The following is a 23,423-nucleotide window of genomic DNA, read 5'->3' as shown; positions in this document are numbered from 1 at the left end:
CGGTTTAGCGGAGTGAGGCGGAGATGGAAACCCTTACAGCGGTCATTCCGGATTGACGGCGTAAACTACGGCGCATCCGGTCTTGAATTCGACGGCAACGGCGGAGGCGGCATGCGCGGGGGCGGCGGGATGCGCCAGGCACCGGCGTTGCGGCCGGCGATCAGCCAGTAGACCACGCCGGCGACGATGCCCGCGCCGGTCATGATCTCCAGATGACGCCGCACGATGCCCTCGAACTGAAATGTATCGGAGTGGAACGGGACGAGGCCGAGATAGCAGGCGAGCCCGACGAGGCCGCCGCCGACGGCGTAAGCGAGCGCGCTGCGAATGTAGAGCGCCTCGGTGATTGCGACGATCACCATCGCCGGCACCAGTGCAAAGCCCGAGACGAAGATGAAGCCGAAGCCGAGCAGAACGTCGATCGTGCCCTGGTCGACGGGACCGGCACCGAGATCGGCGAACTCCGGAAACAACAGGGCGACGACGACGATCATGCCGCCGACGAAGCAGGCGGCCAGAAAGCCGATGAAGATGACGACGAGGCGGCCGATCAGGGACATGACGCGAAAGCCACCGTTGCGGTCATTGCGAGAGCGTCGCCGCCATCATCAATCCGTCATCGCCATGGCGCGCAGCGCCTGGCGTTCCCTGGCCGAGAGCTTCTCGGTCTCCGACTTGAGCTGGCCGCAGGCCGCAAGGATGTCGCGGCCGCGCGGGGTGCGCACCGGGGATGAATAGCCGGCGTTGAAGATGTATTCGGAGAATTTTTCGATCTGGTCCCAGTCCGAACATTCATAGGCCGTGCCGGGCCAGGGATTGAACGGGATCAGATTGATCTTGGCGTGAATGCCCTTGAGCAATTTCACCAGCAGTTTTGCATCGTCGAGCGAATCGTTGACGCCCTTGAGCATCACATATTCGAAGGTGATACGGCGCGCGTTCGAGGCGCCGGGATAGTCGCGGCAGGCCTGCAGCAGCTCCTTGATCGGATATTTGCGGTTGAGCGGCACCAGCTCGTTGCGCAGCTCGTCGCGCACCGCATGCAGCGAGATCGCGAGCATGACGCCGATCTCCTCGCCAGCGCGCACGATGTTCGGCACCACGCCCGAGGTCGACAGCGTGATGCGGCGGCGGGAGATGCCGATGCCTTCGTTGTCGCCGACGATCAGCAGCGCATCGCGCACCGCGTCGAAATTGTAGAGCGGCTCGCCCATGCCCATCATCACGATGTTGGTGACGCGGCGCGTGCCGTCCTCGCGATCGGCCCAGTCGTTCAGGCGATCGCGCGCGACCATGATCTGGCCGACGATCTCGCCCGCCGTGAGGTTGCGCACCAGGCGCTGCGTGCCGGTGTGGCAGAACGAGCAATTCAGCGTGCAGCCGACCTGCGAGGAGACGCACAGCGTGCCGCGATCGGTCTCGGGGATGTAGACGCACTCGACTTCATGCGCCTTCTGAACATTGTCGCCGCTCGGCAAACGCAGCAGCCATTTGCGGGTGCCGTCGTTGGAGATCTGCTCGGCGACGACCTCGGGACGGTCGACCGTGAAATGCTGCGCGAGCTCGGCGCGAATGCCCTTCGAGATCGACGTCATGTCGTCGAAGCTCTGGGCGCCGCGGAAATAGAGCCAGTGCCACAGCTGCTGCACCCGCATCTTGCGCTGCGCCGCCGCGACGCCGATCTCGCCCAGGCGATCGGCCAACTCGGTGCGCGACAGGCCGATCAGCGACGGCCTTGCCGGCGGCACATAGGTTTCGAGCGGAGTCTTCTCCACCAGGATTGCGTTGTGCGGCTCGGTCGTCGGTTGCATTGAATAGGCCCGATTGTGTTGTCGTTCCGGGGCGATGCGAAGAATCGAACTATGGTGCGCAATTGCGCACCTGAGAACCTCAAGATTCCGGGTTTGGTCCTTCGGACCATCCCGGAATGACGGAAGAAAATCTGGAACCGCCCCTATATAGCAACCGGAACCGCCGATTGCGACCTTCCCGCCGGCAGGCTTAACGCCTGCAATCCTGCGCGATCTTGTCGAGCGCCTGGGCGAGGCCCTTCAGCGAGAACGTGTCGGTCGTCTCGGTGCCCTTGGCCGAGACACCCTTGACGACGAGGTCGGCGGATTTGCGCATGGCCTCGACCATCCGCTCCTCCTCGGCCGCGTTCTTGATCCAGAGGCCGTCACCCTGCGTATACATGGCGAAGGCGGCGCCGCCGACCTCGACCGAGGATTCAGAGCCCGGCTTCAGCGCATAGCCGATCATCACCGAGACTTCGTTGTTCACCTTCTCGGCCGGCCGGGTCGAGACGAAGGCATAGGCGGGATCGCGCGGCCGGTTCGGCGGATTGGTCTTCGACGAGGACGGCTTGGCCAGCGCGAAGCAGACCTTCTTGCCATTGGGCGTCGCCGAATAGGCGCCCCAGGTGCCGAACTGGCCGATCAGGGTCGGCTCCGCGCCACCTGCAACTGAAGCGGGCGGTGCTGCCGGCTTGCTCTCCGGCTTTGCAGCCGATTTTGCGGTCGTGGGAGCAGGCGCGGCCGCCTTCGGTGCAGCGCTCTTGGACGCCGGTTGCGCCGTCTGCGCCCGCGCGGAATCGGCGATTCCACCGGCCATCACACCAGTCATCAAAGCTAAAATCAGCACCCGCCACATGCTGGAGTGGTTCCCTCAATATTGTGACTGGAAGATGGCCCGGCCGCGCTTTGTCCCCGCGGCAGGGATAGCGGGGAAAGTTCAATTTGGGAAGGCAGTTAGCGGTCTCAACCTTTGGATCGCGCGGCACGCTGGGCGGCCCATTGCGCCTCGGTCCAGCCAAGCAAATCCTCGGCGCCTGAACTGCGCAAATGTGCACCACCGTCAATGACGACCATCTCGCCATTGATGTAACCGGCGCGATCCGAGACCAGGAAGCTGGCGAGATCGGCAAGCTCGCCGTGCTCTCCGGTCCGGCCCAGCGGATTGCGTGCGGTCCAGCCTTCGTCCCGGCCTTCGGGGCGGAGCTGCCCCGACGCGCCCGCGGTCGGGAACGGACCCGGCGCGATGGCGATGGTGCGGATGCCCTTCGGCCCCCATTCCACGGCAAGGCTTTTGGTCATCGCCAGCAGCGCCGACTTCGCCATCGCCGACGGCACGGTGAAGGCGCGGCCGGTGATGGTCGAGGTCGAGAGGATCGAGAGCACGACGCCGCCATGCTTGTCCTCGATCCAGCGCCTGCCGGCCGCGAGCGTGGAATACATCGCACCATGCAGCGTGGGCGCCAGGATCGCGTCGGCCGCACGGAGCGACAGATGCTCGCTCTGTGCGATGAACGTGGCGGCAGCGTTGTTGACGAGGATATCGAGCGGCGCCTCACGCCAGATCTGGTCCATCATGGTCTCGACGGCAACGCCGTCGCGGATGTCGCAGGCGATGGTGGTGACCTTGCCATTGGTCTGCGCGCGCATCTCGCTTGCCGTGGCCTCGAGCCGGTCGCGCTTGCGGCCGCAGATCACGAGCTCGGCGCCGAGCGCGAGGAAGCGGCGTCCCATCGCGGCGCCGAGGCCCGAGCCACCGCCGGTGACGAGGATGCGCTTGTTCTTGAGCAGACCCGTTTCAAACATCGTTTGAATCCTTCTTCCGTCATTGCGAGCGCCGGGAAGCAATCCAGAGTCCGTGCCGCGGAAATAGCCTGGATTGCTTCGCTGCGCTCGCAATGACGAGGATAAGCCGGTGCGTCGCCGCAGACAAAGAATCCGGATTGTCGCCCGCGGCTAAATCCGGCAGAAACGGCCCAACTATAATTCCACTCGAAACGCTTCAGGTGCCGCCATGAAAGCCATCCTTTGCTCGCAATATTGCCAGCCCGACGATCTCGTGATGGCCGAGGTGCCGGATCCGGTGGCGGGTCCCGGCGAGGCCGTGATCGCGATCAAAGCCGCGGCGCTGAATTTCTTCGACATCCTGATGATCCAGGGCAAGTATCAGATCAAGCCGCCGTTTCCGTTCTCGCCGGCCGCTGAAGTTGCCGGCGTGATCGAGAGCATCGGCGCTGGTGTGAGCGATCTGAAAGTCGGCGATCGCGTCGTCGCCTCCTGCGGCCACAACGGCGCGCGCGAGAAGATCGCGCTGCCTGCGGCCTCGATCGTGAAGATCCCCGACAATCTCGATTACGACCGCGCCGCCGGCATCATCATCATCTACGGCACCGCGCTGCATGCGCTGGAAGATCGCGCCAGCCCGAAACCGGGTGAGACGCTCGCAGTGCTGGGCGCGGCCGGTGGCACCGGCCTTGCCGCCTGCGAGCTCGGCAAGCTGATGGGATTGAAGGTGATCGCCTGCGCCTCGTCGGACGAGAAGCTCGAATTCGCCAAAGCGCACGGCGCCGAGCTGACGCTGAATTACGCCAAGGAGGACCTGAAGGAAGGCCTGCGCAAGCTCACGGGCGGCAAGGGCGTCGACATCATCTTCGATCCCGTGGGTGGTGCGTATGCCGAACAGGCGCTGCGCTCGATCGCCTGGGAAGGCCGCTTCCTCGTGATCGGCTTTGCCGCCGGCGACATTCCGAAGATGCCGCTCAATCTCGCGTTGCTGAAGGGCTGCGACATCCGCGGCGTGTTCTGGGGCGCCTGGACCCGGCAGAATCCGGAGAAGAACCGCGCCAATCTCGAGAAGCTCGTGAAGTGGACGGCGGAAGGAAAGATCTCATCGCATGTCGACCGCACCTTCCCGCTGGCCCAGACCGCTGACGCGCTGAAGGTGCTTGCGGGACGCCAGGCCATGGGCAAGGTGATTTTGCATCCGTGAGGTCATGCCGTGGCGAATAGTGTCGCGACGCCATCGCCACGAAGGGCCGCGGCGTACTGGATTCCCCGCCTTCGCGGGGAATGACAATGGTGGGTGTGGCCGAGACGGCAGCTGTTACGCCGCTTCCGCGTCCCCTTCCTCCACCCCACGCTTCAGCGCGGCACGGGCGGCTTCGCGGTGCTCGGTCGTGATGTGGCCGGCGACCATGCGGATGGCGGTGGCGAGCACGGCGGCGTCGTCGGCGAAGCCGAGGATCGGCATCACGTCGGCGACGAAGTCGAACGGCAGGATGAAATAGGCGATCGCCCCTAGCAGCGAGGCCTGGACGTGGCGCGGCGTCTGCCGGTCGAACGCGCAATAGTAGGCCGCAAGCAGGTCTTCGGCGAATGGCAGATGCGAGGCGCCACGCTTCAGCTTGCGCCAGAAGCGGCGGCGCACGCTCTCGCGATCTTCCGCGAGCCGATCGGCCGGCTCGAAACCGACACTGTGTTCGGCAGCCATGTTCGATAAACTCCCCGTTCAGCCCCGAAGCGGCGGACCGCCGCATCCTGGTTGATCACAAGATGGGGATGTGGCCGGTCCCTGCAAGACGCCGGTAGGGTCTCAGCCTGCGATCGCGTTCATCGCCTTGGCCAGCGTGACGTCGAGCGCCGTGACGCCGCCGGCGTCGTGGGTCGACAGCACCACCTCCACCGTCTTGTAGACGTTACGCCATTCGGGATGGTGATCCATCTTCTCGGCGACCAGCGCGGCGCGGGTCATGAAGCCGAACGCCTCGTTGAAATCCTTGAAGATAAAGGTCTTGGCGATGGCATCCCGGCCTTGAACCTCGGTCCAGCCGGGCAATCCACCCAAAGCCTGCTTGCGCGCCTCCGCCGAGAGCCGTTCTGCCATGGTCATCTCCGTTCTTCAGGGGAACTTTACCCTAACACGGTGCTGACGCCCGGGTTCATACGGGGATTTCCGGCATCCGCTAACCATGACGGAGATGTAACCCCGCCGGACAAGAAATTTGCTACAATTGTGGGCGTAAATCGCCGGCCAAGATGAAACTGAGCCTCAAGCGCCTGTTTGGGAGATCGATGACCGGGGGATTGGACCTGGCCGAAGCGCCCCCTCCGCCTTCGCCGCGATCCACGGCGCGGAAGACGGCCTTGGTGACTCTCGCATTCGTGCTCGCGATCGTCGGCGCGCTCGCCGGCGGCTATTACTTCGCGATGCGGCCTTTTGCGCTGAGGATCGCGGTCGGTCCCGCCAACAGCGATGACGTCAAGGTCGTGCAGGCGCTGACGCAGGCCTTCACGCAGAACAAGAGCCAGGTGCGGCTGCGGCCGATCCAGACCGACGGCGCCACGGCCAGCGCAAATGCGCTCGCGGAAGGCAAGGTCGATCTCGCCATCGTGCGCGGCGACGTCGATGTTCCCAAGAACGCGCAAGCGGTCGCGACCCTGCGCAAGAACGTCGTGGTGCTGTGGTCGGTGCCCGGCAAGGGCAAGAAGCGCGGCGCGAAGATCACCAAGATCTCGCAGCTCGCCGGCCACCGCGTCGGCGTGGTCGGCCGCACCCAGGCCAACGTCAATCTGCTCAAGGTGATCCTGCAGCAATACGGCGTCGATCCCGCCAAGGTCGAGATCGTGCAATTCCCGGCCAACGAAGTTGCCGAGGCGATCAAGGGCCAGAAGGCTGACGTCTATCTCGCGGCGGGCCCGGTCAACAGCAAGATCACGGCGGATGCGATCGCCGCCACCACCAAGGATTTCGGCGCGCCCAGCTTCATCGCGATCGATTCGGCGGACGCGATCGCGCAGAACCATCCGGTCTACGAAGCATCCGAGATTCCCGCCGGCACCTATGGTGGCTCGCCGGCCCGCCCCGAGGACGAGGTCAAGACCGTCAGCTTCTCGCACCACATCGTGGCGCGCAAAGGCGTGTCCGAAACCACCATCGCGGCATTCACACGCCAGCTCTTCGCGGTGCGCCAGCAATTGGTGGCGGAATTCCCGCTCGCGGCGAAGATCGAAACGCCCGATACCGACAAGGATGCGGTGATCCCGGTACATCCCGGCGCGGCCGCCTTCGTCGACGGCGAGGAAAAGACCTTCCTCGACAAATACAGCGATTACATCTGGTGGGGCCTGATGGCGCTCTCCGCCATGGGCTCGATCGGCGCCTGGTTCGCCGGCTATCTGAAGAAGGACGAGCGCGACAACAACAGCCATCTGCGCGAACGGCTGCTGGACATGATCGCGACCGCGCGCAAATGCGAGACGACCGAGGAGCTCGACCAGATGCAGGCCGAGGCCGACGAGATCCTGCGCGATACGCTGCGCTGCTTCGATCACGGCGCGATCGAGGAGGGCTCGCTCACTGCCTTCAACATCGCGCTGGATCAGTTCCACGCCGCTGTCGCGGACCGCAAGACGGTGCTGTTCAGCCTACCGCAGAACCTGCAACGCGCGGGCGCGCAGTTCCGGGCCGCCGGCAACGCGTAAGCCCTCGCGCGCGTAATCGCTGCGTCACATTGCCTCAATATAGCTCCTCGTGTCATTCCGGGGCGATGCGAAGCATCGGACCCGGAGTCCATCGCGCCGCATTCGCGAGGAGACTTGGATTCTCAGGTGCGCAATTGCGCTCCATAGCTCGCGCTACGCACGCCCCGGAATGACTGCCTCTTCTGCAAGCTCGGATTTGGAGCCCTCCTCCATGCACATCAAATTCTCCCGCCGCCGCTTCCTCGCCACCGGCGCCGGTGCGCTCGGCACGATCGCGATGCCCTATCTGTCGCGCGCGGCCGATCGGCCGGCGGTGACGCACGGCGTCCAGTCGGGCGACGTCACGGTCGATGGCGGCGTGGTGTGGGCACGCACCGACCGGCCCGCGCAGATGCTGGTCGAGGTGGCAACGACCGAGTCCTTCAAGAATGCCCGGGCGCTGCCGCCGATCACGGCGCTCCCCGAGAGCGACTTCACCGCAAAGATGCTGATCGAGAACCTGCCGGGCGGACAGGACATCTTTTACCGCGTCCGCTTCCGCGATCTCTCGCACAGCGCGGTCGAGGGCGAGGCGGTCGTCGGCCGTTTCCGTACCGCGCCGGCCGACCGCCGCGACGTCAGCTTCGTGTGGGGCGGCGACGTTGCGGGCCAGGGCTGGGGCATCAACCCCGACGACGGCGGCATGTTCACCTTCTCGGCGATGCGCAAGCACCGGCCGGACTTCTTCCTGCATTCCGGCGACACCATCTACGCCGACGGCCCGATCGCATCCGAGGTCAAGCTCGCCGACGGCAAGATCTGGAAGAATCTCACCATTCCCGAGAAGGCCAAGGTTGCCGAAACGCTGGACGAGTTCCGCGCCGCGCACAAATACAATCTCACCGACGGCAATCTTCGCGCCTTCAATGCCGAGGTGCCGATCTTCGTGCAGTGGGACGACCACGAGGTGACCAACAACTGGTCACTGTCGAAGGAGCTGCCGGCGGCCTACAAGGAACGCAATATCCCGCTGCTCGCCGCGCGCGCGGGCCGCGCCTTCCACGAGATGTATCCGTTGCGCGAGAGCATCAACGAGCCCGGCCGGGTCTATCGCCAGATTGCCTACGGCCCGCATCTCGACGTGTTCGTGCTCGACGAGCGCAGCTATCGCGGCGCGAACGGCCCGAATCTGGAAACGGAATACGGCCCCGCCAGCTATTTCCTCGGGCCGGAGCAGATCACCTGGCTGAAGCGCGGCCTCATCAATTCGCGCGCGACCTGGAAGGTGATCGCCTCCGACATGCCGCTGAGCCTCGTCGTGTCGGACACGCCGAAAGGCGGCTCGGAAGCCATCGCGCAAGGCGACGGTCCGGTGCGCGGCCGCGAATTCGAGATCGCCGACATCCTGCGCTTCATCAAGATGGCGCCGATCAGCAACACGGTCTGGCTGACCGCCGACGTGCACTACGCCGCCGCGCATTATTACGATCCGAACAAGGCGCAATTCCAGGAGTTCGAGCCGTTCTGGGAATTCGTCTCGGGCCCGCTGCATGCCGGCACATTCGGTCCGGCCGCGCTCGACAACACCTTTGGACCCGAGGTGCGCTTCGTCAAGGCGCCGGGCAAGGACAGCCAGAACCTGCCGCCGTCCGCCGGCATGCAGTTCTTCGGTCACGTCAAGATCGACGGCGCCTCCGGCCAGATGACGGTAACGCTGCGCGACCGCGCCGATGTCGCGCTGTGGTCGACCACGCTCGATCCGAAGCAGAGCTGACCGCCGGAGGCCTCTTCCGTCGCTGGAAAGCGCTTCTATTCGGTGGCGCGCAGCTTCAGCGCCGCCTCCAGGGCGTCGCTCGAACAGGGCTTCTGCAGCCGGGCCTGGCCGGAGAATTCGGGCGGAATGCGCGCTTCGGCACCGTAGCCGGTAACGAAGACGAACGGGATCTTCAGCGCGACCAGCCGCTCGGCGACCGCAAAGCTTGTCTCACGGATCAGCTCGACATCGAGCAGCGCGAAGTCCGGCGCACGCTCCGCAATGGCGGTCAGTGCCTGCGTTACCGAGCCGACAGTCCGCACATTCGTCACGCCGAAGCCGAGCAGCCGGTCCTCGAAATCGATCGCGATGATCGGGTCGTCTTCGACAATCAGAACGTCAGCCGGCCAGCCTGTGCCATCGGGAACTACGGGTGTCATGATCGGATCTTGGTGCGGGGGTTTTGGATCAGGACAGCCGCGACACGATGCCTGCGCACAGCGCATCGGAGGGTTCCCGGAACGAAACCCACCACATCGCCGTTTCCTAGTCTGTCCACTTGTGCACACAGGACCTTGACGGAACTCGCTAGGGTAGGGAGGAGGATGGGAGTTCACGATGGATGCGCGTATCGGCAAGACAATCGAGGCCGAGAGCCGGCCGGCCAACAATTTGTTGCGGCGTTTGAGCCAGGCGGACTACGCCCTGCTTGCGCCGCATGTGACGGTCGAGACCGCCGCGGCCAATCAATTGCTCTACAGTCCCGGCGATGACGTCCAGGTCGTCCACTTCCCCTGCGGACCGGCGCTCGCAACCTTTCTCGTTCCCAACGAGGACGGCCGCGACGTCGAAACCATCCTGGTCGGCCGCGAGGGCGCGGTGGGCGGCATCGTCAGCGAGGGATACCTGCCGGCCTATACCCGGATCTGCGTGAAATTCGGCGGGCCGTTCGCGCGCATTCATGTCGCCAAGCTGGAAGCGGCCAAGCTGCGCTCGGCGTCGCTGCGCAACATCTTCGCCCGCTATGCCGATTGCATGCTGGCCCAGATCTTCCAGTCGACCGCCTGCAACGCGATCCATTCGATCGAGCAGCGCACCGCCAAATGGATTTTGGCGGCGATGGAGCGGACCGGCGACGAGAGCAGCGTGCCGCTGACCCACGAGCAGCTTGCGACGCTGCTCGGCGTTGGCCGCTCCTATGCCAGCCGCGTGCTTCAGTCGTTCAAGGCAGAACGGATTCTCGACACGCGGCGCGGCTCGATCCTGGTCCTCAACCGCGACGGCCTGAGGCTTCGCGCCTGCCTGTGCAACGACGCGGTGAAGATGCACTTCGAAGAGGTGCTGCGCGGCGTCTACCCGACCGAGGAGCGGGAGGCCGGGTAGCGGCTTCTTCCCACTATCCCGCACCGCCTGAACCTGCGCTAGTATCCCCGGCATGAGCGGGGCTTTGCTGCACACTATCTTCGACATCCTGGCGTGGCTGGCGGCGGCCGCCGCCGTCTGGTGGCTGTCGCGACAACGCCTGCAGTTTCCAGCGCAATCCTTCCAGCTGCCGTATGTCGCCGCGCTGGTGTTCGGCGCCGGCCTCGGCGCCTATCTGTTCGGCTCCGCCAATCTCTGGCTGTCGGGCCAGAGCGGCATTGCGCGCTCGGTCGAGGGCGCGCTTGCCGGCGGCATCGTGGCGATCGAGCTCTACAAATGGACGGCCGGCATCGCCTTGCGCACCGGCGCGCGGTTTGCGCTGCCGCTGGCCGTCGGCATCGCAATCGGCCGGCTCGGCTGCTACTTCGCGGGCCTCGACGACTTCACCTATGGCACGCCAACATCGCTGCCCTGGGGCCATGATTTCGGCGACGGCGTTCTGCGTCATCCCGTGCAACTCTACGAGAGCGCGGCCATGGCCGTGTTTGCCCTCATCTATGTGCTGGCAGTCTTGAACCGGAACGCGTTTGTAATCACCAATGGTTTCTACCTGGCGCTCGCCTATTATGGAGCGCAACGCTTTCTATGGGAATTCCTCAAGCCCTACGGCGCGCTGATCGGCCCCCTCACCCTGTTTCACCTGCTGTCGCTGTCCATCCTGCTCTACGCCGGCGTCATGCTGGCGACGACGCCCAAAGCGAGACCCTTGCAGAATGAGTTACTTGCATGAACGCGCCGTTGCGTAGATCGCGCCCCTATATTTTCTGGGGCCAGACCCAATCTCTCTGCGAGACCTGCCTGAAGCTGGTGCCGACCAAGATCCAGATCCTGGACAACGAGATCTGGTACGAAAAGCGTTGCAGGGAGCACGGTGTCCAGTCGACCCTGGTCTCGACGGACGCAGCCTATTGGCGCCTGTGCAAGGACTTCATCAAGCCCGGCGACCGGCCGCTGCAATTCCAGCAGCGCACGGAGTTCGGCTGTCCCTATGATTGCGGTCTCTGCCCCGACCACGAGCAGCATTCCTGCCTGGCGCTGATCGAGATCACCGAGCACTGCAACCTCACCTGCCCGGTCTGCTTCGCGGAATCTTCGCCGGCGCGAACGAAATTCACCCCGCTCGCGACGATCGAAAAAATGCTCGACGCGCTGGTCGCGAGCGAGGGCGAGCCCGATCTCGTGCAGATCTCAGGCGGCGAGCCGACGCTGCATCCGGACTTCTTCGCGATCCTCGACGCCGTGCGCGCCCGCCCGATCCGCCACGCCATGATCAACACCAACGGCCTGCGCATCGCCCGCGAAAAGGATTTCGTGGCGCGGCTGGCCGAGAACAAGCGTGGCCTTGAGGTCTATCTCCAGTTCGATTCGCTGCAGCGCGACGCGCTCATCAATCTGCGCGGCGCGGACTTGCGCAAGATCCGCCAGCAGGCGCTGGAAAATCTCGAGCATTTTGGCGTATCGACCACGCTGGTGGCGACCATCAAGCGCGGCGTCAACGATGCCGAGATCGGCGACATCGTTCGCCACGCGCTCACCTGGACATGCGTGCGCGGCGTTACGCTGCAGCCGGTGCAGGACGCCGGCCGCAACGACGATTTCGACGCGAAGACCGACCGCATCATGCTGTCGGAGATCCGCAAGCGCGTGATCGAAACCGGCGTGTTCGGCGACAAGGACATGATCCCGCTGCCGTGCAATCCCGAGAGCATCTCGATCGGCTATGGCCTGCGCAATGGCGAGAAGGTGCTGCCGTTGACCTCGCTGATCCCGCAGGAGCAACTCGTCGCGGTGATGCCCAACACGATAAGCCCGGAGAAATACCCGGTGCTGCGGGAAAAATTCGTCGATCTGTTCTCGCTGTCGTCGGGCCCGCTCAACACGAGCGAGCGCGTCTGCGAACTCTTGTGCTGCCTGCCGAGCTTCCAGGTGCCGGATGGGCTGTCTTACGAGAACGTCTTCCGCGTCACCATCGTGCAGTTCCTCGACCACTTCAATTTCTGCGTCGGCAACGTCAAGCGTAGCTGCATCCATTTCGTGACGGAGCAGGGGGCGATCATTCCGTTCGACACCTACAATTTGTTCTACCGCAATGGCAAGATCGACGGCATCCGCGCCGAGTTGGCCGGCGAGACCTATCGGGACGCCGGGCAGCGTGAGGAGATGCCGCGTTGAGCGAGACGCCTTCACCTCCAGCGTCGCGGAGCGGATGTGTCACCGCGTTCATGGTAATGTGCGGGGTGATCCTGCTGCTGCCCGGCATCTGCGCCCTGATCTTTGCCTTCGACCAGACCCAGTCGTCACACTTCGACACCCGCTTCATCCCCGTCCTCGTGCTTGCAATGCTGGTGGCCTTTGCCGGCGTGATGTTGATCAGGGCAGCGAGAAAGAGACCATGAGCGATTCCAGCCCCACCCCACCGGCAGTGCCTCCACAGATCCAGCAACCGCGCAGCGGCTGCCTGACCGCGCTGATGGCGATCGCCGGGATCTTCATGCTGCTGCCGGGACTCTGCGCGCTCCTGTTCGGCGGAATGTCGGTGGTCGAGGGTGGCCAGATCCCCTCCGACATCGCCTCGCTGGTCTTTTTGGGATTGGTCATCGGCATCGGAGGCGTCGTCATGATCTGGGCGGCCATCGTGGGCCGAAAGGCCCCGCCGGCCCGCAACGGGGGCTAACCCCCGGGGATTCCCGGACAAAATTCAGTCAACCAAGGCCCAAAGAACGCATTGTTTTTTGGCCGTTTTTGCATATATTGCGCCGCAACGCGTAAGGCGCCCGGTCTGATATGGCCGGGCTTCCTTTTTGGGCGGAAAGCGCCCCGTTTCCAGTCTTCCAGCGTTGTTTCGAGAAGAGGTCCCGGTCTGACCGGCGAGATCGCGCTTAACCCATTGTTCGACCGCAAAGAAGCTCATCCATGAATCTTCGTAACGTCGCCATCATCGCCCACGTCGACCACGGCAAGACGACCCTCGTCGACAAGCTCCTCCAGCAGTCCGGCACGTTCCGCGAGAACCAGAAGGTGACGGATCGCGCCATGGACTCCAACGATCTGGAGCGCGAGCGCGGCATCACCATTCTGGCCAAGGCGGCCTCGGTGCAGTGGAAAGACACCCGCATCAACATCGTCGACACCCCCGGCCACGCCGATTTCGGCGGCGAGGTCGAGCGCATCCTGAACATGGTGGATGGCGCCCTGGTGCTGGTCGACGCCGCCGAAGGCCCGCTGCCGCAGACCAAGTTCGTGGTCTCCAAGGCGCTCAAGGTCGGCCTCAAGCCGATCGTCGTCATCAACAAGGTCGACCGGCCCGACGCGCGCCCGACTGAAGTCATCAACGAGGTGTTCGACCTGTTCGCGGCACTCGATGCCAGCGAGGAGCAGCTCGACTTCCCGATCCTCTACGGGTCGGCCAAGCAGGGCTGGATGGCCGACAGCCCGGAGGGTCCGAAGGACAAGGGCATGGAGCCGCTGTTCGACCTGATCCTGCGCCACGTCGCGCCGCCGAAGGTTGAGGAGGGTCCGTTCAAGATGATCGGCACCATTCTGGAAGCCAACCCCTATCTCGGCCGCATCATCACCGGCCGCATCTCATCCGGCGTGCTCAAGCCGAACCAGCAGGTCAAGGTGCTGAACGCCGAGGGCAAGCTGGTCGAGTCCGGGCGCATCACCAAGATCCTGGCCTTCCGCGGCCTCGAGCGCACGCCGCTCGATGAAGCCGAAGCCGGCGACATCGTCGCCATCGCGGGCCTGACCAAGGGCACCGTCGCCGACACCTTCTGCGACCCGACCGTCGAGGTGCCGCTGCCGGCACAGCCGATCGATCCGCCGACCGTCTCGATGTCGTTCATCGTCAACAACTCCCCGCTCGCCGGCACCGAAGGCGACAAGGTGACGAGCCGCATGATCCGCGACCGTCTGCTGCGCGAGGCCGAAGGCAATGTCGCGCTGCGCGTGGTGGAAGCCGCGGACAAGGACGCGATGGAAGTCTCGGGCCGCGGCGAATTGCAGCTCGCGATCCTGATCGAGACCATGCGCCGCGAGGGCTTCGAGCTCTCGGTGTCGCGTCCGCGCGTCGTCTACCAGAAGGACGAAGCCACCGGCGGCGCCCTCGAGCCGATCGAGGAAGTCGTGATCGACGTCGACGAGGAGCATTCCGGCGTCGTCGTGCAGAAGATGAGCGAGCGCAAGTCCGAGCTGATCGAGATGAAGCCCTCCGGCGGCAACCGCCAGCGCCTGGTGTTCTACGCGCCGACCCGCGGCCTGATCGGCTACCAGGGCGAACTGCTCACCGACACCCGCGGCACCGCGATCATGAACCGCCTGTTCCACGGCTATGCGCCGTACAAGGGTGAGATCCAGGGCCGCCGCAACGGCGTGCTGATCTCCAACGATCAGGGCGAAGCGGTGGCTTACGCCATGTTCAAGCTGGAGGATCGCGGCCCGATGATGATCGAGCCGGGCTGGAAGGTCTACAAGGGCATGATCGTCGGCGAGCACACCCGCGACAACGATCTCGAGATCAACGTGCTCAAGGGCAAGCAGCTCACCAACATCCGCACGACGTCGAAGGACGAAGCCGTGCGCCTGACCCCGCCGATCCGCATGACGCTGGAAAAGGCGCTCGCCTATATCGAGGACGACGAGCTCGTCGAGGTCACCCCGAAGTCGATCCGCCTGCGCAAGAAGCACCTCGACCCGAACGAGCGCAAGCGCGCGGAAAAGGCCAAGGAAGCGGTGGCGTAAGCCACCTCTCTCTCGTGCCCCGGACGCGGCGCAGCGCGATAGCGGTGCGCTGCCGAGCCGGGGCCCAGACGTTCTACCCTCCTGCACATCACCTTGGGTCCCGGCTCTGCGGAGCGGCGTTACACGCCGCACCGCGTCCGGGACACGAGATCGGCATATCCGTCCGGCTTCAGCACACCCAGCGAACGTGCTAGAGCCCACCCATGTCGCTTCCCTCCTCCGTCGACGTCGCGATCATCGGCGCCGGTGCCGCCGGCCTCGGCGCGGCGCATGCGCTAGCGGGCTCCGGCCTCTCGGTGATGGTGCTCGAGGCGCGTGACAGGCTCGGTGGGCGGGCCTGGACGGTGCAGGCCTCGCCCGAGGTCACCTTCGACGTCGGCTGCGGCTGGCTGCATTCGGCAGACAAGAACTCCTTCGTCCCCATCGCGCAGCAGCTCGGTTTCGATCTCAACAAGGACCTGCCGCCGTGGCGCGAGCGCGCCTATGGCAACGCGTTTCCGCAAGTCGAGCGCGACGATTTCATGCGCGCGATGGACGCGTTCTATGAGCGCCTCTGGCAGGCCGCGCACAAAGGCAAGGACGAGCCCGCGAGCATGAGCCTCGACGTGGGCAATCGCTGGAATCCCATGATCGACGCGATCTCGACCTACATCAACGGCTGCGAGCTCAAGGACATGTCGACGCTGGATTGGGACGCCTACGAGGACACCGGCCTCAACTGGCGCGTCCGCCGCGGCTATGGCGCGCTTGTGTCGGCCTACGGCGCGCCCTGCCCGGTGGCGTTGAGCTGCAACGTCACCCTGATCGATCATTCCGATAGGCGCATCCGCATCGAAACATCGCAGGGCACGCTGACCGCCGACAAGGCGATCGTCACCGTGCCGACCAATCTGATCGCCGATGAGACGATGCGCTTCTCACCGCCGCTGCCGTCCAAGGTCAATGCTGCCGCCGGCCTGCCGCTCGGCGTCGACGACAAGGTGATGCTGGCGCTCGAGGGCGCTGAAGCTTTTCCGAAGGACGGCAATTTGCGCGGCGCCACCATGCGCACCGAGATGGGCACCTATCACATCCGCCCGTTCGGCCAGCCCTGCATCGAAGGCTTTTTCGGCGGCAGCTTTGCCCGCGCGCTGGAGGATTCCGGCGAAGGCGCCATCGCCGCGCAGGCGATCAGCGAGATCGCGGGCTTTCTCGGCAATGATATCAGGCGCAAGCTGAAGCCGCTGTACGAGTCGCGCTGGGCGCACGACCCCTTCGCGCGCGGCTCCTATTCGCACGCGCTGCCCGGCCACGCCGGCGATCGTGCGGTGCTGGCAGCGCCGGTGGATGGACGGCTGTTCTTTGCCGGCGAGGCGACCTCGCCGGAGTTCTTCACGACTGCGCACGGGGCGAGGGACAGCGGGGAGCGCGCTGCTGGGGAAGTGCTGGCTGCAATCGGAAAGCGCTAGCCTCCCTGCCAATGTCGTCCTGGGGAACGCCGGGACGACACCAATCATGTGGCGCCGCTGTCGCGTCACTCGATCACCCGCGCTCGCAAGTCCGCATCCGGCACGAAGCACGCGTCGTACTTCCCAAAAATGCGATAGCGATTGCGCGCCACGAGGCTATAGACGGCGTCCCGCAGCGGCTTCGGCACGGCGAACAACGCGCGCACCCAGCTCCAGCCTGGAAGCTGCGACAGCACCGTCAGCGCGGCATCGGACTTCATGAAGACCTCCCCGCCATGAACGACCGCGTTGGTATCGGGATCATGGGGATCGATGCCGAAGGTGCGCGCGAGCCGGGCGCCATAATCCGACTGGATCGGCGTGAAGCGAAACCGCCTCGCCGTATCGCGCTTCGCCACGAACCGCACCCAGCGCGAGCAGAAGATGCAGACGCCGTCGAACAGGATCACGTCATCGTCGGGCCATCTACTCATCAGACTCTCTTTTTGACGCGTTGTCTTCACGCGAAGCCGGAATTCCACTTCGCTCGAAGACGCTACCGGTTATCCAGCATCAGCAGTGCGACGAGCATCAGCACGATCGCCGGTCCCGTCTTCACCAGCGCACCGAGCGGTTCGATCCAGATATCTGGCGTCAGGATCGCCGCGCCGACCATATAGCCGAGCGACGCGATGATACCCGCGGCGAGCCCGATTGCCGCGGTGCGGCGGAAGGCGATCAGCACGCCGATGCTCATGTCCATCAGGCTGGTACCGATGGTGATGGGATCGACCAGCGCCGGTGGAAAATTGTGCGCCGTCAGGATGCCGGCGGCGGCGCGATAGGACACGAACAGCGCGATGCAGCCGGAGACGAGCCAGAACGCGACCAGGCTCGCGAAGATCAACGCCTTGACCAGGAACAGGCGCGCGAACCATTTGTCCTGGACGGTGGCAGGATGGCGGCCGATCGTCTCAACCAGCGTCTTTGGCGTGATGCCGGTCGCGGCGATCCAGGCGGCGGGATGGCCCGTCACGCCGCGGCGAAGCTCGGCGATGGCCGTGGAGCGCATCGGCGGAATCCAGCCGAGAGTGTTGGCGAGATCGCCGATTTTGGCCCCGAGATCGAGCATGAAAGCCGGCATCGCGATGCGGAGCCAGCCGGATGTGCCGAACGCGCGGCGGAATTGCCCGATGACGGCGGCCATCGCGACAGGCTCAGCCTGCATGAGATCCCAGCTCACCGCGGTCACGGCGGCATCGCCAATGTCGCGCGTGGCGAGCCAGGCGATGGTGGCCGAAATATCCTCCACCGCGACAGGCTGGAACGGCGTTGCCATCTCCTTGGCCGGCAGATCGAGCGGAAAGGCGGCGAGCGCGCGAAGCATGGCGCTGCCGCCATAGGCTGACGGTGCCACGACGAAGCCGGGCCGCAGGACAGCATGTGGAATGCCGGAGGCGGCGATCAAGCGCTCGGCCTCGCGCTTGGTCGTCGCGAAGGCGGTGCGGTCGGCCTCCGCCGTTCCCGGAATCGAGATGTGCACCAGCCGGATTGCGCGACCGCTATCGCCGATCGCCGCCAGCAGCCGCGCGACGAAATCGCGATGCACGGCGCCCGTATCGCTGCCAGGTCCGTCCTGGAGCACGCCGAGGCAATTCACGACGACGTCGGCTTCACGCTCGCGCAGGAGCCGCGCCAGAGCTGCGGCATCCAGCGCGAGGATCGGCAGCTCGATGTCCCGCGCGCTCATCCTTTGCGCCGGCGACAGGCTGCGTGCAAGGCCGACGACACGAAATCCCCGCGCGCGCAGATCATCGGTGACGAAGCGACCGATCAGGCCGGAGGCACCGAGCACCAGAATGGTTCGCTCACTCATTGCGCCTCTCAAAACGGTTTTGCGATCATCAGCCACAGGATCAGCATGGTCGCGCCGAAGCCGGGGAAGCCGAATGCGAACCAGCGGCGGAACAGGATGAAGTAGCGCTCCGGCAAGGCGGCGCGCTGATCGGCAGCCTGGCGCGCGAGATCGCGCATCTCGATCTGCATGAACACGACGGGGATCCAGAACAGGCCTGCGACGACGTAGAGCGCGAGCGAGGCGAGCAGCCATTGCTCGGTGATCGGCGTCGCAGAGAGCATCATCAGCAGCCCGCCCGTCAGCGGCTGCAAGAGCACAGCGGAGAGCGTGAAGATCGTATCCGCGACCACCACCACCGACGCCGTGCGCGCAATGAACGCCACGTCGTTCGTGCGATGCGCCATCAGCATGAAGAAGGCGATGCCGCTTCCGGTGCCAAGGATGACGATGGCGCCGAGCACGTGCAGATATTTTACCAGGAAATACAGCGTCATGGCTTCTTGGTCGCCACGGGCTTCGACGGGTTCAGCACGCGCGCGAGCGCGTCGCCTGCGGCTTTGACACCGGCCTGGCTCTCGATCAGCCAATGCCCCTCGCCGCCGACCGCGGGCAAGGTGCGAAAATCGACCTTGCCACCGCTGCCGCGAAACGCATCGGCCAGCGCCTTCGAAAATGACGGCGAGAAATAGCTGTCATTGGCCGCAACGAGCCAAGTGACGGGGACGCGCGCAGCCTTGCCGAACTCCGCGGCAGCGGCAAGCAGCGTGTGCGGCGCGCAGATTTTGGTCGCCTCGTCATTGGCATGGCCGCCGCGCCCCGGCGCGAATACGGCAATCGCGGAAATGGTTTTCGGATCGGCATTGGCGAGCGCCAGCGCGCCCCAGCCGCCGGCGGAATGGCCGATCACGATGGCGGCTTCCTTGCGAATGAAATCCTGCTTTCGCAAATGCTCCAGCGCGAGCCGGATTTGCTCGGCCGTTGCACGGCCCGAACGCGCATAATCGGCCTCGTCACATCCGCCCTGGTCCTCGACATAGCGGCCGCCGGTCGCGCCATGGCCGAGCCGCTCCGGCACCAGCACGGCAAAGCCGCGCGCGACCAGGAAGGCTGCAAGCGAGCGGTATTCCGGCTGCGGCATCTGCACACGACGCAAGACGTTCTGCGTCGAGGCGTGCGCGATCACCGCAAGCGGGAACGGACCTGTGCCGGCGGGGCGAAACAGCAGGGCATGCGCGGCAATGTCGGTATCCGGCGACGGCACCAGCCACTCTTGTCGGCGCAGCGGTTCGCCCTCCTCGCCCGATGGGCCGAACGTGACCTGAGCGCACAGAGGCGGCGCAGTCAGCGTGGCCAGCAGAAGCAGGAGCGCGATGGTGTTGAGGAGCCGCATGAATGGCCGAGGGCGAAGGCGAATTGCGACAGTCACACTAGTAGGAACGAATCAGGATGGGCGGAATTTCTGCGTCGCCATTGCCGCTCATTCATTGCCGCAGCTGGAGTTTTGCACCGACGCACGGCGTGCCGGCGCCATTTCAGTTGGCGTCTTGTCTTTTTTCGGCACAACATGGCTTAGATACTGATGCACAAAGTCCACACGTTAACCGATAATTAACGATAGGTCTTGCCGCCGACGCGGCGACTTGGTTTGATTGCGTCCATGAGCACAACCCTGATCGAGGTCCGGCCGGCCAAAGCTGCAGATGCAACTGCGGTGGCGTCCACTCATGACGAAGCCTGGCGTTCCGCCTATCAGGGCATCATTCCCGGCGCTGAGCTGGAAAAGCTCATCAACCGCCGCGGCCCGCAATGGTGGGACAGCGCGATCCGCAAGGGCAGCCGCGTCAGCGTGCTCGTGTTCGGCGACAAGATCGCGGGCTATGCCAATTACGGTCGCAACCGCGCCCGCAGCCTGCATTTCGACGGCGAGATCTACGAGCTTTATCTGCGTCCGGAATTCCAGGGTCTCGGCTTCGGCCGCCGCCTGTTCGCCTCCGCCCGCCGCGACCTGATGCAGAGCGGGCTGAAGAGCATGGTGGTGTGGGCGCTCTCGGACAACGACCCGGCGACCGAGTTCTACCGGGCGTTGGGCGGCCGTATGGTGGCGCGCTCGTCGGAGCGGTTCGGGCCGAAGGCGCTCGACAAGGTCGCCTTCGCCTGGACCAATTAAGATCTGGACCAACCAAATTTGGACCAATTGAGCTGCTGAAAGCCTAAGCGGCAGCCGTCCCCCTTCCGTCGATACCGTTCGCCTTCGCGCCGGTGATTTCCGGATTCATTATTTCACAAAAACGCGATGGATCAGCGGGCCAAGCCCGCGTATGACAGCGCCAAAATCGGCTGCCGGGCGCGATTTTACCTCGGCAACAACGGAGCCTTGAATGCGTATCGATGCGATCTCGATCGGGAAGAACGTACCGCACGAAGTCAACGTCCTCATCGAAGTCCCCGTGGGCGGCGAACCGATCAAATACGAGATGGACAAGGAGGCCGGCACGCTGGTGGTCGACCGCTTCCTCTACACGCCGATGCGTTACCCCGGTAACTACGGCTTCATCCCGCACACCCTGTCGGATGACGGCGACCCCTGCGACGTCCTGATCGTCAACACCCGCGCCATCATTCCCGGCGCCGTCATGAGCGTGCGCCCGGTCGGCGTGCTGTTCATGGAGGATGAAGCCGGCGGCGACGAGAAGATTCTGGCGGTGCCGTCGTCGAAGCTCACGCAGCGCTACGACAAGGTGAAGTCGTACTCCGATCTGCCCGACATCACGCTGCAGCAGATCCAGCACTTCTTCGAGCACTACAAGGATCTCGAGAAGGGCAAATGGGTGAAGATCCTACGCTGGGGCGGCCCCGAGGAAGCGCACAAGCTGATCCTCGAAGGCATGGATCGCGAGAAGAAGAAGAAGGGCTGAGTTCTTGGTTTCCCGGACGCGCCGCAGCGTGAAACGCTGCTGCGCAGAGCCGGGACCCAATGCCAATACATGGCGCAACGAAACTGGGTCCCGGCTCTGCGACGCGTCATTGCATGCCGCGCCGCGTCCGGGACACGAGAGTTCGCCTACACCGCCGGCTTCGGCAGCCCGGCGATCGCGCAGGCCGCGCGCAGCGTGTTCACCAGCAGGCAGGCCACCGTCATCTGACCGACGCCGCCCGGCACCGGCGTGATGGCGCCGGCAACCCCGAGCGCTTCCTGATAGGCGACGTCGCCGACAAGGCGCGTCTTGCCGTCTTCCTTGGGGATGCGATTGATGCCGACATCGATCACGGTCGCACCCGGCTTCAGCCAGTCGCCGCGCACCATCTCCGCCTTGCCGACCGCGGCATAGACGAGATCGGCCTGCTTCACGAGGCCGGGCAGGTCGCGCGAGCGCGAATGCGCGATCGTCACCGTGGCGTTCTCGTTCAGCAGCAATTGCACCAGCGGGCGACCGACCAGATTGGAGCGGCCGATGACGATGGCGTTCATGCCTTCCAGCGAGGCATGCACGCTCTTGGTCAGGATGATGCAGCCGAGCGGCGTGCAGGGCGATAGCGCCTGGAAGCCGCCGGCGAGCCGGCCGGCATTGTTCGGATGCAGACCGTCGACATCCTTGGCGGGATCGATGGCGTTGATGACGGCTTCGGTGTTCAGCCCCTTCGGCAGCGGCAGCTGCACCAGGATGCCATGCACGGCCGGGTCGCTATTGAGCTTTGCGACCAGCGCCAGCAGATCTGCCTGCGAAACGTCGGCCGGCAGCTTGTGCTCGAACGAGGCCATGCCGGCGGCCTGGGTCTGGGTGTGCTTGGAACGGACATAGACCTCGCTGGCGGGGTCGCTGCCGACCAGGACCACGGCGAGACCCGGCACCAGATTGTGCTCGCGCTTGACCCGGGCGACCTCCTCGGCGACGCGCGCCCGAAGCTCCGCGGCGATGACTTTCCCATCGATGATTTTGGCGGTCATGTCAGTTCCTCAGTCTGTCGATTTGGCGTCAGCCGATTTGGCCTGGACGAGCTGGCGCAGGGCTTCGCCGAGCCGCACCGGATCGCCGTCGACCGCGATCTGCTTCAGCCGCGAGGTGGCTCCCGACAGGAGCCTCACGCTGGCCTTGGGCACGCCAAGCGATTTCGCCAGCAGGACCAGAACGGCCTTGTTGGCCTCGCCGCCATCGGCGATGGCGCGCACCCGCACCTTGAGCACGCTGCGGCCGTCGGCCAGCTGCTCGATCCCGTCGATGTCGTCGCGACCGCCGCGCGGCGTCACCCGCAGCGCGATGCTGATACCGGAGGCCCCGTAGCGCCAAGGTTCCTTGTGAGCTTGCTTGCGAGCTTCGTTCGCGACCAAGGCGCTCCAGCCCGCTCAGATTACATTGGGGTAGATGTAGTACAGGATCACCCGCTCGATGAACATGATGAGCAGGATCAGGATGATCGGCGAGATGTCGAGGCCGCCGAGGCTGGGCAGGAAATTGCGGATCGGCGCCAGCACCGGCTCGGTGATTCGGTACAGGAACTCCGCCACAGCCGACACGAACTGGTTGCGGGTGTTCACGACGTTGAAAGCGATCAGCCAGGACAGGATCGCAGACGCGATCAGCAGCCAGACGTAGAGGTCGAGCACGATGATGACGATGTCGAGAACGGCACGCATGATTTTTCAGGGCTCTGGCTTTTGAAGACTGCGGCTTTTGAAGACTGGCTGCGGGCGGAAGTGACGCCTTTTGCTAGATATCGGTTCCCCCCCGCCCAAACAAGGGAAGTCGGCACCCCGAATGGCTAAAACCGGGTGACACCCGTCCTTGACTTGACCTTGGCGGGGACTTAAATGGCGCCCGGTTGTCGGCCGCGTTTACCAGAGCGGCCAGCAAAGGGGCCATAGCTCAGCTGGGAGAGCGCGTCGTTCGCAATGACGAGGTCGGCGGTTCGATCCCGCCTGGCTCCACCAGCCTTCGCAGGCTGCGCCTGCTTCGGCTCGGCAAGCCCTTTCGTAG

The 23,423-nt window shown here is 64.7% G+C and carries 26 protein-coding genes and 1 tRNA gene; 13 read left to right on the top strand and 14 right to left on the bottom strand.

All coding sequences use genetic code 11. From position 1 onward, the window contains the following. Positions 1 to 65: 65 nt before the first annotated feature. From ML401_RS01550 to ML401_RS01535, 4 genes are all read right to left on the bottom strand, one after another. Positions 66 to 560, bottom strand: coding sequence for a hypothetical protein (locus tag ML401_RS01550; protein ID WP_194405371.1), 495 nt, complete (start codon positions 558 to 560; stop codon positions 66 to 68). 48 nt (positions 561 to 608) lie between these two features. After that, complete coding sequence (gene rlmN, locus ML401_RS01545; protein ID WP_285809322.1) at positions 609 to 1,811, bottom strand: 23S rRNA (adenine(2503)-C(2))-methyltransferase RlmN; 1,203 nt, start codon at positions 1,809 to 1,811, stop codon at positions 609 to 611. 190 nt (positions 1,812 to 2,001) lie between these two features. Beyond that, positions 2,002 to 2,649 (bottom strand): invasion associated locus B family protein, encoded by a 648-nt coding sequence (locus ML401_RS01540; protein WP_285809320.1) that lies wholly within the window; start codon positions 2,647 to 2,649, stop codon positions 2,002 to 2,004. A 107-nt stretch (positions 2,650 to 2,756) separates the two neighbouring features. Beyond that, a complete protein-coding gene (locus ML401_RS01535) occupies positions 2,757 to 3,596 on the bottom strand; it encodes an SDR family oxidoreductase (protein ID WP_285809318.1) in 840 nt (279 codons plus the stop codon). Between the two features lie 208 nt (positions 3,597 to 3,804). Between ML401_RS01535 and ML401_RS01530 the strand changes: the two genes are divergently transcribed. Next, positions 3,805 to 4,779, top strand: a complete 975-nt coding sequence (locus tag ML401_RS01530) for an NADPH:quinone oxidoreductase family protein (RefSeq protein ID WP_212064620.1) — start codon at positions 3,805 to 3,807, stop codon at positions 4,777 to 4,779. A gap of 114 nt (positions 4,780 to 4,893) precedes the next feature. Here ML401_RS01530 and ML401_RS01525 read toward each other — a convergent pair whose 3' ends face one another. Beyond that, on the bottom strand, positions 4,894 to 5,280 hold the full coding sequence (locus ML401_RS01525) for a YkvA family protein (RefSeq protein ID WP_259218423.1): 387 nt from the start codon (positions 5,278 to 5,280) through the stop codon (positions 4,894 to 4,896). A gap of 102 nt (positions 5,281 to 5,382) precedes the next feature. Further along, positions 5,383 to 5,673 (bottom strand): 4a-hydroxytetrahydrobiopterin dehydratase, encoded by a 291-nt coding sequence (locus ML401_RS01520; protein ID WP_194405365.1) that lies wholly within the window; start codon positions 5,671 to 5,673, stop codon positions 5,383 to 5,385. 152 nt (positions 5,674 to 5,825) lie between these two features. Between ML401_RS01520 and ML401_RS01515 the strand changes: the two genes are divergently transcribed. Further along, positions 5,826 to 7,271: a TAXI family TRAP transporter solute-binding subunit gene (locus ML401_RS01515; protein WP_211415129.1), complete on the top strand. Its 1,446-nt coding sequence runs from the start codon at positions 5,826 to 5,828 to the stop codon at positions 7,269 to 7,271. A gap of 211 nt (positions 7,272 to 7,482) precedes the next feature. After that, positions 7,483 to 9,024, top strand: a complete 1,542-nt coding sequence (locus ML401_RS01510) for an alkaline phosphatase (protein ID WP_285809315.1) — start codon at positions 7,483 to 7,485, stop codon at positions 9,022 to 9,024. 35 nt (positions 9,025 to 9,059) lie between these two features. Here the strand turns inward: ML401_RS01510 and ML401_RS01505 are convergent, their stop codons facing one another. Then, the gene (locus tag ML401_RS01505; RefSeq protein ID WP_249156530.1) at positions 9,060 to 9,443 is read right to left on the bottom strand and encodes a response regulator; all 384 of its coding nucleotides are present in this window, start codon (positions 9,441 to 9,443) and stop codon (positions 9,060 to 9,062) included. Between the two features lie 178 nt (positions 9,444 to 9,621). Here ML401_RS01505 and ML401_RS01500 point away from each other — a divergent pair, with 178 nt between their 5' ends. From ML401_RS01500 to ML401_RS01470, 7 genes are all read left to right on the top strand, one after another. Then, a complete protein-coding gene (locus ML401_RS01500; RefSeq protein ID WP_194405361.1) occupies positions 9,622 to 10,386 on the top strand; it encodes a Crp/Fnr family transcriptional regulator in 765 nt (254 codons plus the stop codon). A 52-nt stretch (positions 10,387 to 10,438) separates the two neighbouring features. Next, complete coding sequence (locus ML401_RS01495) at positions 10,439 to 11,155, top strand: prolipoprotein diacylglyceryl transferase (protein WP_285809314.1); 717 nt, start codon at positions 10,439 to 10,441, stop codon at positions 11,153 to 11,155. After that, the gene (locus ML401_RS01490) at positions 11,152 to 12,597 is read left to right on the top strand and encodes a radical SAM protein (RefSeq protein WP_285809313.1); all 1,446 of its coding nucleotides are present in this window, start codon (positions 11,152 to 11,154) and stop codon (positions 12,595 to 12,597) included. The genes ML401_RS01495 and ML401_RS01490 overlap by 4 nt, the downstream gene beginning before the upstream one ends. After that, positions 12,594 to 12,821 (top strand): hypothetical protein, encoded by a 228-nt coding sequence (locus ML401_RS01485; RefSeq protein ID WP_194405358.1) that lies wholly within the window; start codon positions 12,594 to 12,596, stop codon positions 12,819 to 12,821. Before ML401_RS01490 ends, ML401_RS01485 begins: the two co-directional genes overlap by 4 nt. Next, positions 12,818 to 13,099 (top strand): hypothetical protein, encoded by a 282-nt coding sequence (locus ML401_RS01480; RefSeq protein ID WP_212064633.1) that lies wholly within the window; start codon positions 12,818 to 12,820, stop codon positions 13,097 to 13,099. The genes ML401_RS01485 and ML401_RS01480 overlap by 4 nt, the downstream gene beginning before the upstream one ends. Before the next feature lie 239 nt (positions 13,100 to 13,338). Continuing rightward, positions 13,339 to 15,165 (top strand): translational GTPase TypA, encoded by a 1,827-nt coding sequence (gene typA, locus ML401_RS01475; protein WP_194405356.1) that lies wholly within the window; start codon positions 13,339 to 13,341, stop codon positions 15,163 to 15,165. Between the two features lie 203 nt (positions 15,166 to 15,368). Beyond that, entirely contained in the window at positions 15,369 to 16,613 is a 1,245-nt protein-coding gene (locus ML401_RS01470) for an NAD(P)/FAD-dependent oxidoreductase (RefSeq protein ID WP_285809311.1), read from the top strand. A gap of 65 nt (positions 16,614 to 16,678) precedes the next feature. Here the strand turns inward: ML401_RS01470 and ML401_RS01465 are convergent, their stop codons facing one another. The 4 genes from ML401_RS01465 to ML401_RS01450 all read right to left on the bottom strand — a co-directional run bounded on the left by ML401_RS01465 (position 16,679) and on the right by ML401_RS01450 (position 19,840). Further along, a complete protein-coding gene (locus ML401_RS01465) occupies positions 16,679 to 17,086 on the bottom strand; it encodes a thiol-disulfide oxidoreductase DCC family protein (RefSeq protein WP_211415135.1) in 408 nt (135 codons plus the stop codon). Positions 17,087 to 17,148: 62 nt separating this feature from the next. After that, positions 17,149 to 18,468: an SDR family oxidoreductase gene (locus ML401_RS01460; RefSeq protein WP_285809310.1), complete on the bottom strand. Its 1,320-nt coding sequence runs from the start codon at positions 18,466 to 18,468 to the stop codon at positions 17,149 to 17,151. Positions 18,469 to 18,476: 8 nt separating this feature from the next. Next, on the bottom strand, positions 18,477 to 18,944 hold the full coding sequence (locus tag ML401_RS01455) for a DUF2269 domain-containing protein (RefSeq protein ID WP_285809308.1): 468 nt from the start codon (positions 18,942 to 18,944) through the stop codon (positions 18,477 to 18,479). Continuing rightward, positions 18,941 to 19,840 carry a dienelactone hydrolase family protein gene (locus tag ML401_RS01450; RefSeq protein WP_285809306.1) on the bottom strand — a complete coding sequence of 300 codons (900 nt, stop codon included), beginning with the start codon at positions 19,838 to 19,840 and terminating at the stop codon, positions 18,941 to 18,943. Before ML401_RS01450 ends, ML401_RS01455 begins: the two co-directional genes overlap by 4 nt. A gap of 267 nt (positions 19,841 to 20,107) precedes the next feature. Here ML401_RS01450 and ML401_RS01445 point away from each other — a divergent pair, with 267 nt between their 5' ends. Continuing rightward, complete coding sequence (locus ML401_RS01445; RefSeq protein ID WP_194405350.1) at positions 20,108 to 20,617, top strand: GNAT family N-acetyltransferase; 510 nt, start codon at positions 20,108 to 20,110, stop codon at positions 20,615 to 20,617. A gap of 211 nt (positions 20,618 to 20,828) precedes the next feature. Then, on the top strand, positions 20,829 to 21,365 hold the full coding sequence (gene ppa / locus ML401_RS01440; RefSeq protein ID WP_194405349.1) for an inorganic diphosphatase: 537 nt from the start codon (positions 20,829 to 20,831) through the stop codon (positions 21,363 to 21,365). Positions 21,366 to 21,511: 146 nt separating this feature from the next. Here the strand turns inward: ppa and folD are convergent, their stop codons facing one another. Genes folD through ML401_RS01425 form a run of 3 tightly spaced genes read right to left on the bottom strand, consistent with a single transcriptional unit; the run spans position 21,512 to position 23,083 of the window. Then, on the bottom strand, positions 21,512 to 22,396 hold the full coding sequence (gene folD, locus ML401_RS01435) for a bifunctional methylenetetrahydrofolate dehydrogenase/methenyltetrahydrofolate cyclohydrolase FolD (protein WP_212064644.1): 885 nt from the start codon (positions 22,394 to 22,396) through the stop codon (positions 21,512 to 21,514). A 9-nt stretch (positions 22,397 to 22,405) separates the two neighbouring features. Next, positions 22,406 to 22,777, bottom strand: a complete 372-nt coding sequence (locus ML401_RS01430; protein ID WP_194405347.1) for a DUF167 domain-containing protein — start codon at positions 22,775 to 22,777, stop codon at positions 22,406 to 22,408. A gap of 15 nt (positions 22,778 to 22,792) precedes the next feature. Further along, positions 22,793 to 23,083 (bottom strand): YggT family protein, encoded by a 291-nt coding sequence (locus tag ML401_RS01425; RefSeq protein WP_007598721.1) that lies wholly within the window; start codon positions 23,081 to 23,083, stop codon positions 22,793 to 22,795. 218 nt (positions 23,084 to 23,301) lie between these two features. Between ML401_RS01425 and ML401_RS01420 the strand changes: the two genes are divergently transcribed. After that, positions 23,302 to 23,377, top strand: a tRNA-Ala gene (locus tag ML401_RS01420). Positions 23,378 to 23,423: the final 46 nt, after the last annotated feature.

This window comes from Bradyrhizobium sp. 62B, from assembly GCF_030272265.2.
Taxonomy (GTDB): Bacteria; Pseudomonadota; Alphaproteobacteria; order Rhizobiales; family Xanthobacteraceae; genus Bradyrhizobium.
Note: the sequence above shows the minus strand (reverse complement) of the source record. Positions and strands in the feature narration are given on the sequence as shown.

Excerpts from the sequence above, each read along its gene's own strand:
- ML401_RS01510 (WP_285809315.1), top strand. The coding sequence starts at position 7,483 with ATGCACATCAAATTCTCCCGCCGCCGCTTCCTCGCCACCGGCGCCGGT.
- ML401_RS01500 (WP_194405361.1), top strand. The coding sequence starts at position 9,622 with ATGGATGCGCGTATCGGCAAGACAATCGAGGCCGAGAGCCGGCCGGCC.
- ML401_RS01445 (WP_194405350.1), top strand. The coding sequence starts at position 20,108 with ATGAGCACAACCCTGATCGAGGTCCGGCCGGCCAAAGCTGCAGATGCA.
- ML401_RS01495 (WP_285809314.1), top strand. The coding sequence starts at position 10,439 with ATGAGCGGGGCTTTGCTGCACACTATCTTCGACATCCTGGCGTGGCTG.
- ML401_RS01450 (WP_285809306.1), bottom strand. The coding sequence starts at position 19,840 with ATGCGGCTCCTCAACACCATCGCGCTCCTGCTTCTGCTGGCCACGCTG.
- ML401_RS01520 (WP_194405365.1), bottom strand. The coding sequence starts at position 5,673 with ATGGCAGAACGGCTCTCGGCGGAGGCGCGCAAGCAGGCTTTGGGTGGA.
- ML401_RS01480 (WP_212064633.1), top strand. The coding sequence starts at position 12,818 with ATGAGCGATTCCAGCCCCACCCCACCGGCAGTGCCTCCACAGATCCAG.
- ML401_RS01530 (WP_212064620.1), top strand. The coding sequence starts at position 3,805 with ATGAAAGCCATCCTTTGCTCGCAATATTGCCAGCCCGACGATCTCGTG.
- ML401_RS01540 (WP_285809320.1), bottom strand. The coding sequence starts at position 2,649 with ATGTGGCGGGTGCTGATTTTAGCTTTGATGACTGGTGTGATGGCCGGT.
- ML401_RS01465 (WP_211415135.1), bottom strand. The coding sequence starts at position 17,086 with ATGAGTAGATGGCCCGACGATGACGTGATCCTGTTCGACGGCGTCTGC.
- folD (WP_212064644.1), bottom strand. The coding sequence starts at position 22,396 with ATGACCGCCAAAATCATCGATGGGAAAGTCATCGCCGCGGAGCTTCGG.
- rlmN (WP_285809322.1), bottom strand. The coding sequence starts at position 1,811 with ATGCAACCGACGACCGAGCCGCACAACGCAATCCTGGTGGAGAAGACT.
- ML401_RS01515 (WP_211415129.1), top strand. The coding sequence starts at position 5,826 with ATGAAACTGAGCCTCAAGCGCCTGTTTGGGAGATCGATGACCGGGGGA.
- ML401_RS01505 (WP_249156530.1), bottom strand. The coding sequence starts at position 9,443 with ATGACACCCGTAGTTCCCGATGGCACAGGCTGGCCGGCTGACGTTCTG.
- ML401_RS01425 (WP_007598721.1), bottom strand. The coding sequence starts at position 23,083 with ATGCGTGCCGTTCTCGACATCGTCATCATCGTGCTCGACCTCTACGTC.
- ML401_RS01460 (WP_285809310.1), bottom strand. The coding sequence starts at position 18,468 with ATGAGTGAGCGAACCATTCTGGTGCTCGGTGCCTCCGGCCTGATCGGT.
- ML401_RS01550 (WP_194405371.1), bottom strand. The coding sequence starts at position 560 with ATGTCCCTGATCGGCCGCCTCGTCGTCATCTTCATCGGCTTTCTGGCC.
- ML401_RS01470 (WP_285809311.1), top strand. The coding sequence starts at position 15,369 with ATGTCGCTTCCCTCCTCCGTCGACGTCGCGATCATCGGCGCCGGTGCC.
- ppa (WP_194405349.1), top strand. The coding sequence starts at position 20,829 with ATGCGTATCGATGCGATCTCGATCGGGAAGAACGTACCGCACGAAGTC.
- ML401_RS01455 (WP_285809308.1), bottom strand. The coding sequence starts at position 18,944 with ATGACGCTGTATTTCCTGGTAAAATATCTGCACGTGCTCGGCGCCATC.
- ML401_RS01525 (WP_259218423.1), bottom strand. The coding sequence starts at position 5,280 with ATGGCTGCCGAACACAGTGTCGGTTTCGAGCCGGCCGATCGGCTCGCG.
- ML401_RS01490 (WP_285809313.1), top strand. The coding sequence starts at position 11,152 with ATGAACGCGCCGTTGCGTAGATCGCGCCCCTATATTTTCTGGGGCCAG.
- typA (WP_194405356.1), top strand. The coding sequence starts at position 13,339 with ATGAATCTTCGTAACGTCGCCATCATCGCCCACGTCGACCACGGCAAG.
- ML401_RS01535 (WP_285809318.1), bottom strand. The coding sequence starts at position 3,596 with ATGTTTGAAACGGGTCTGCTCAAGAACAAGCGCATCCTCGTCACCGGC.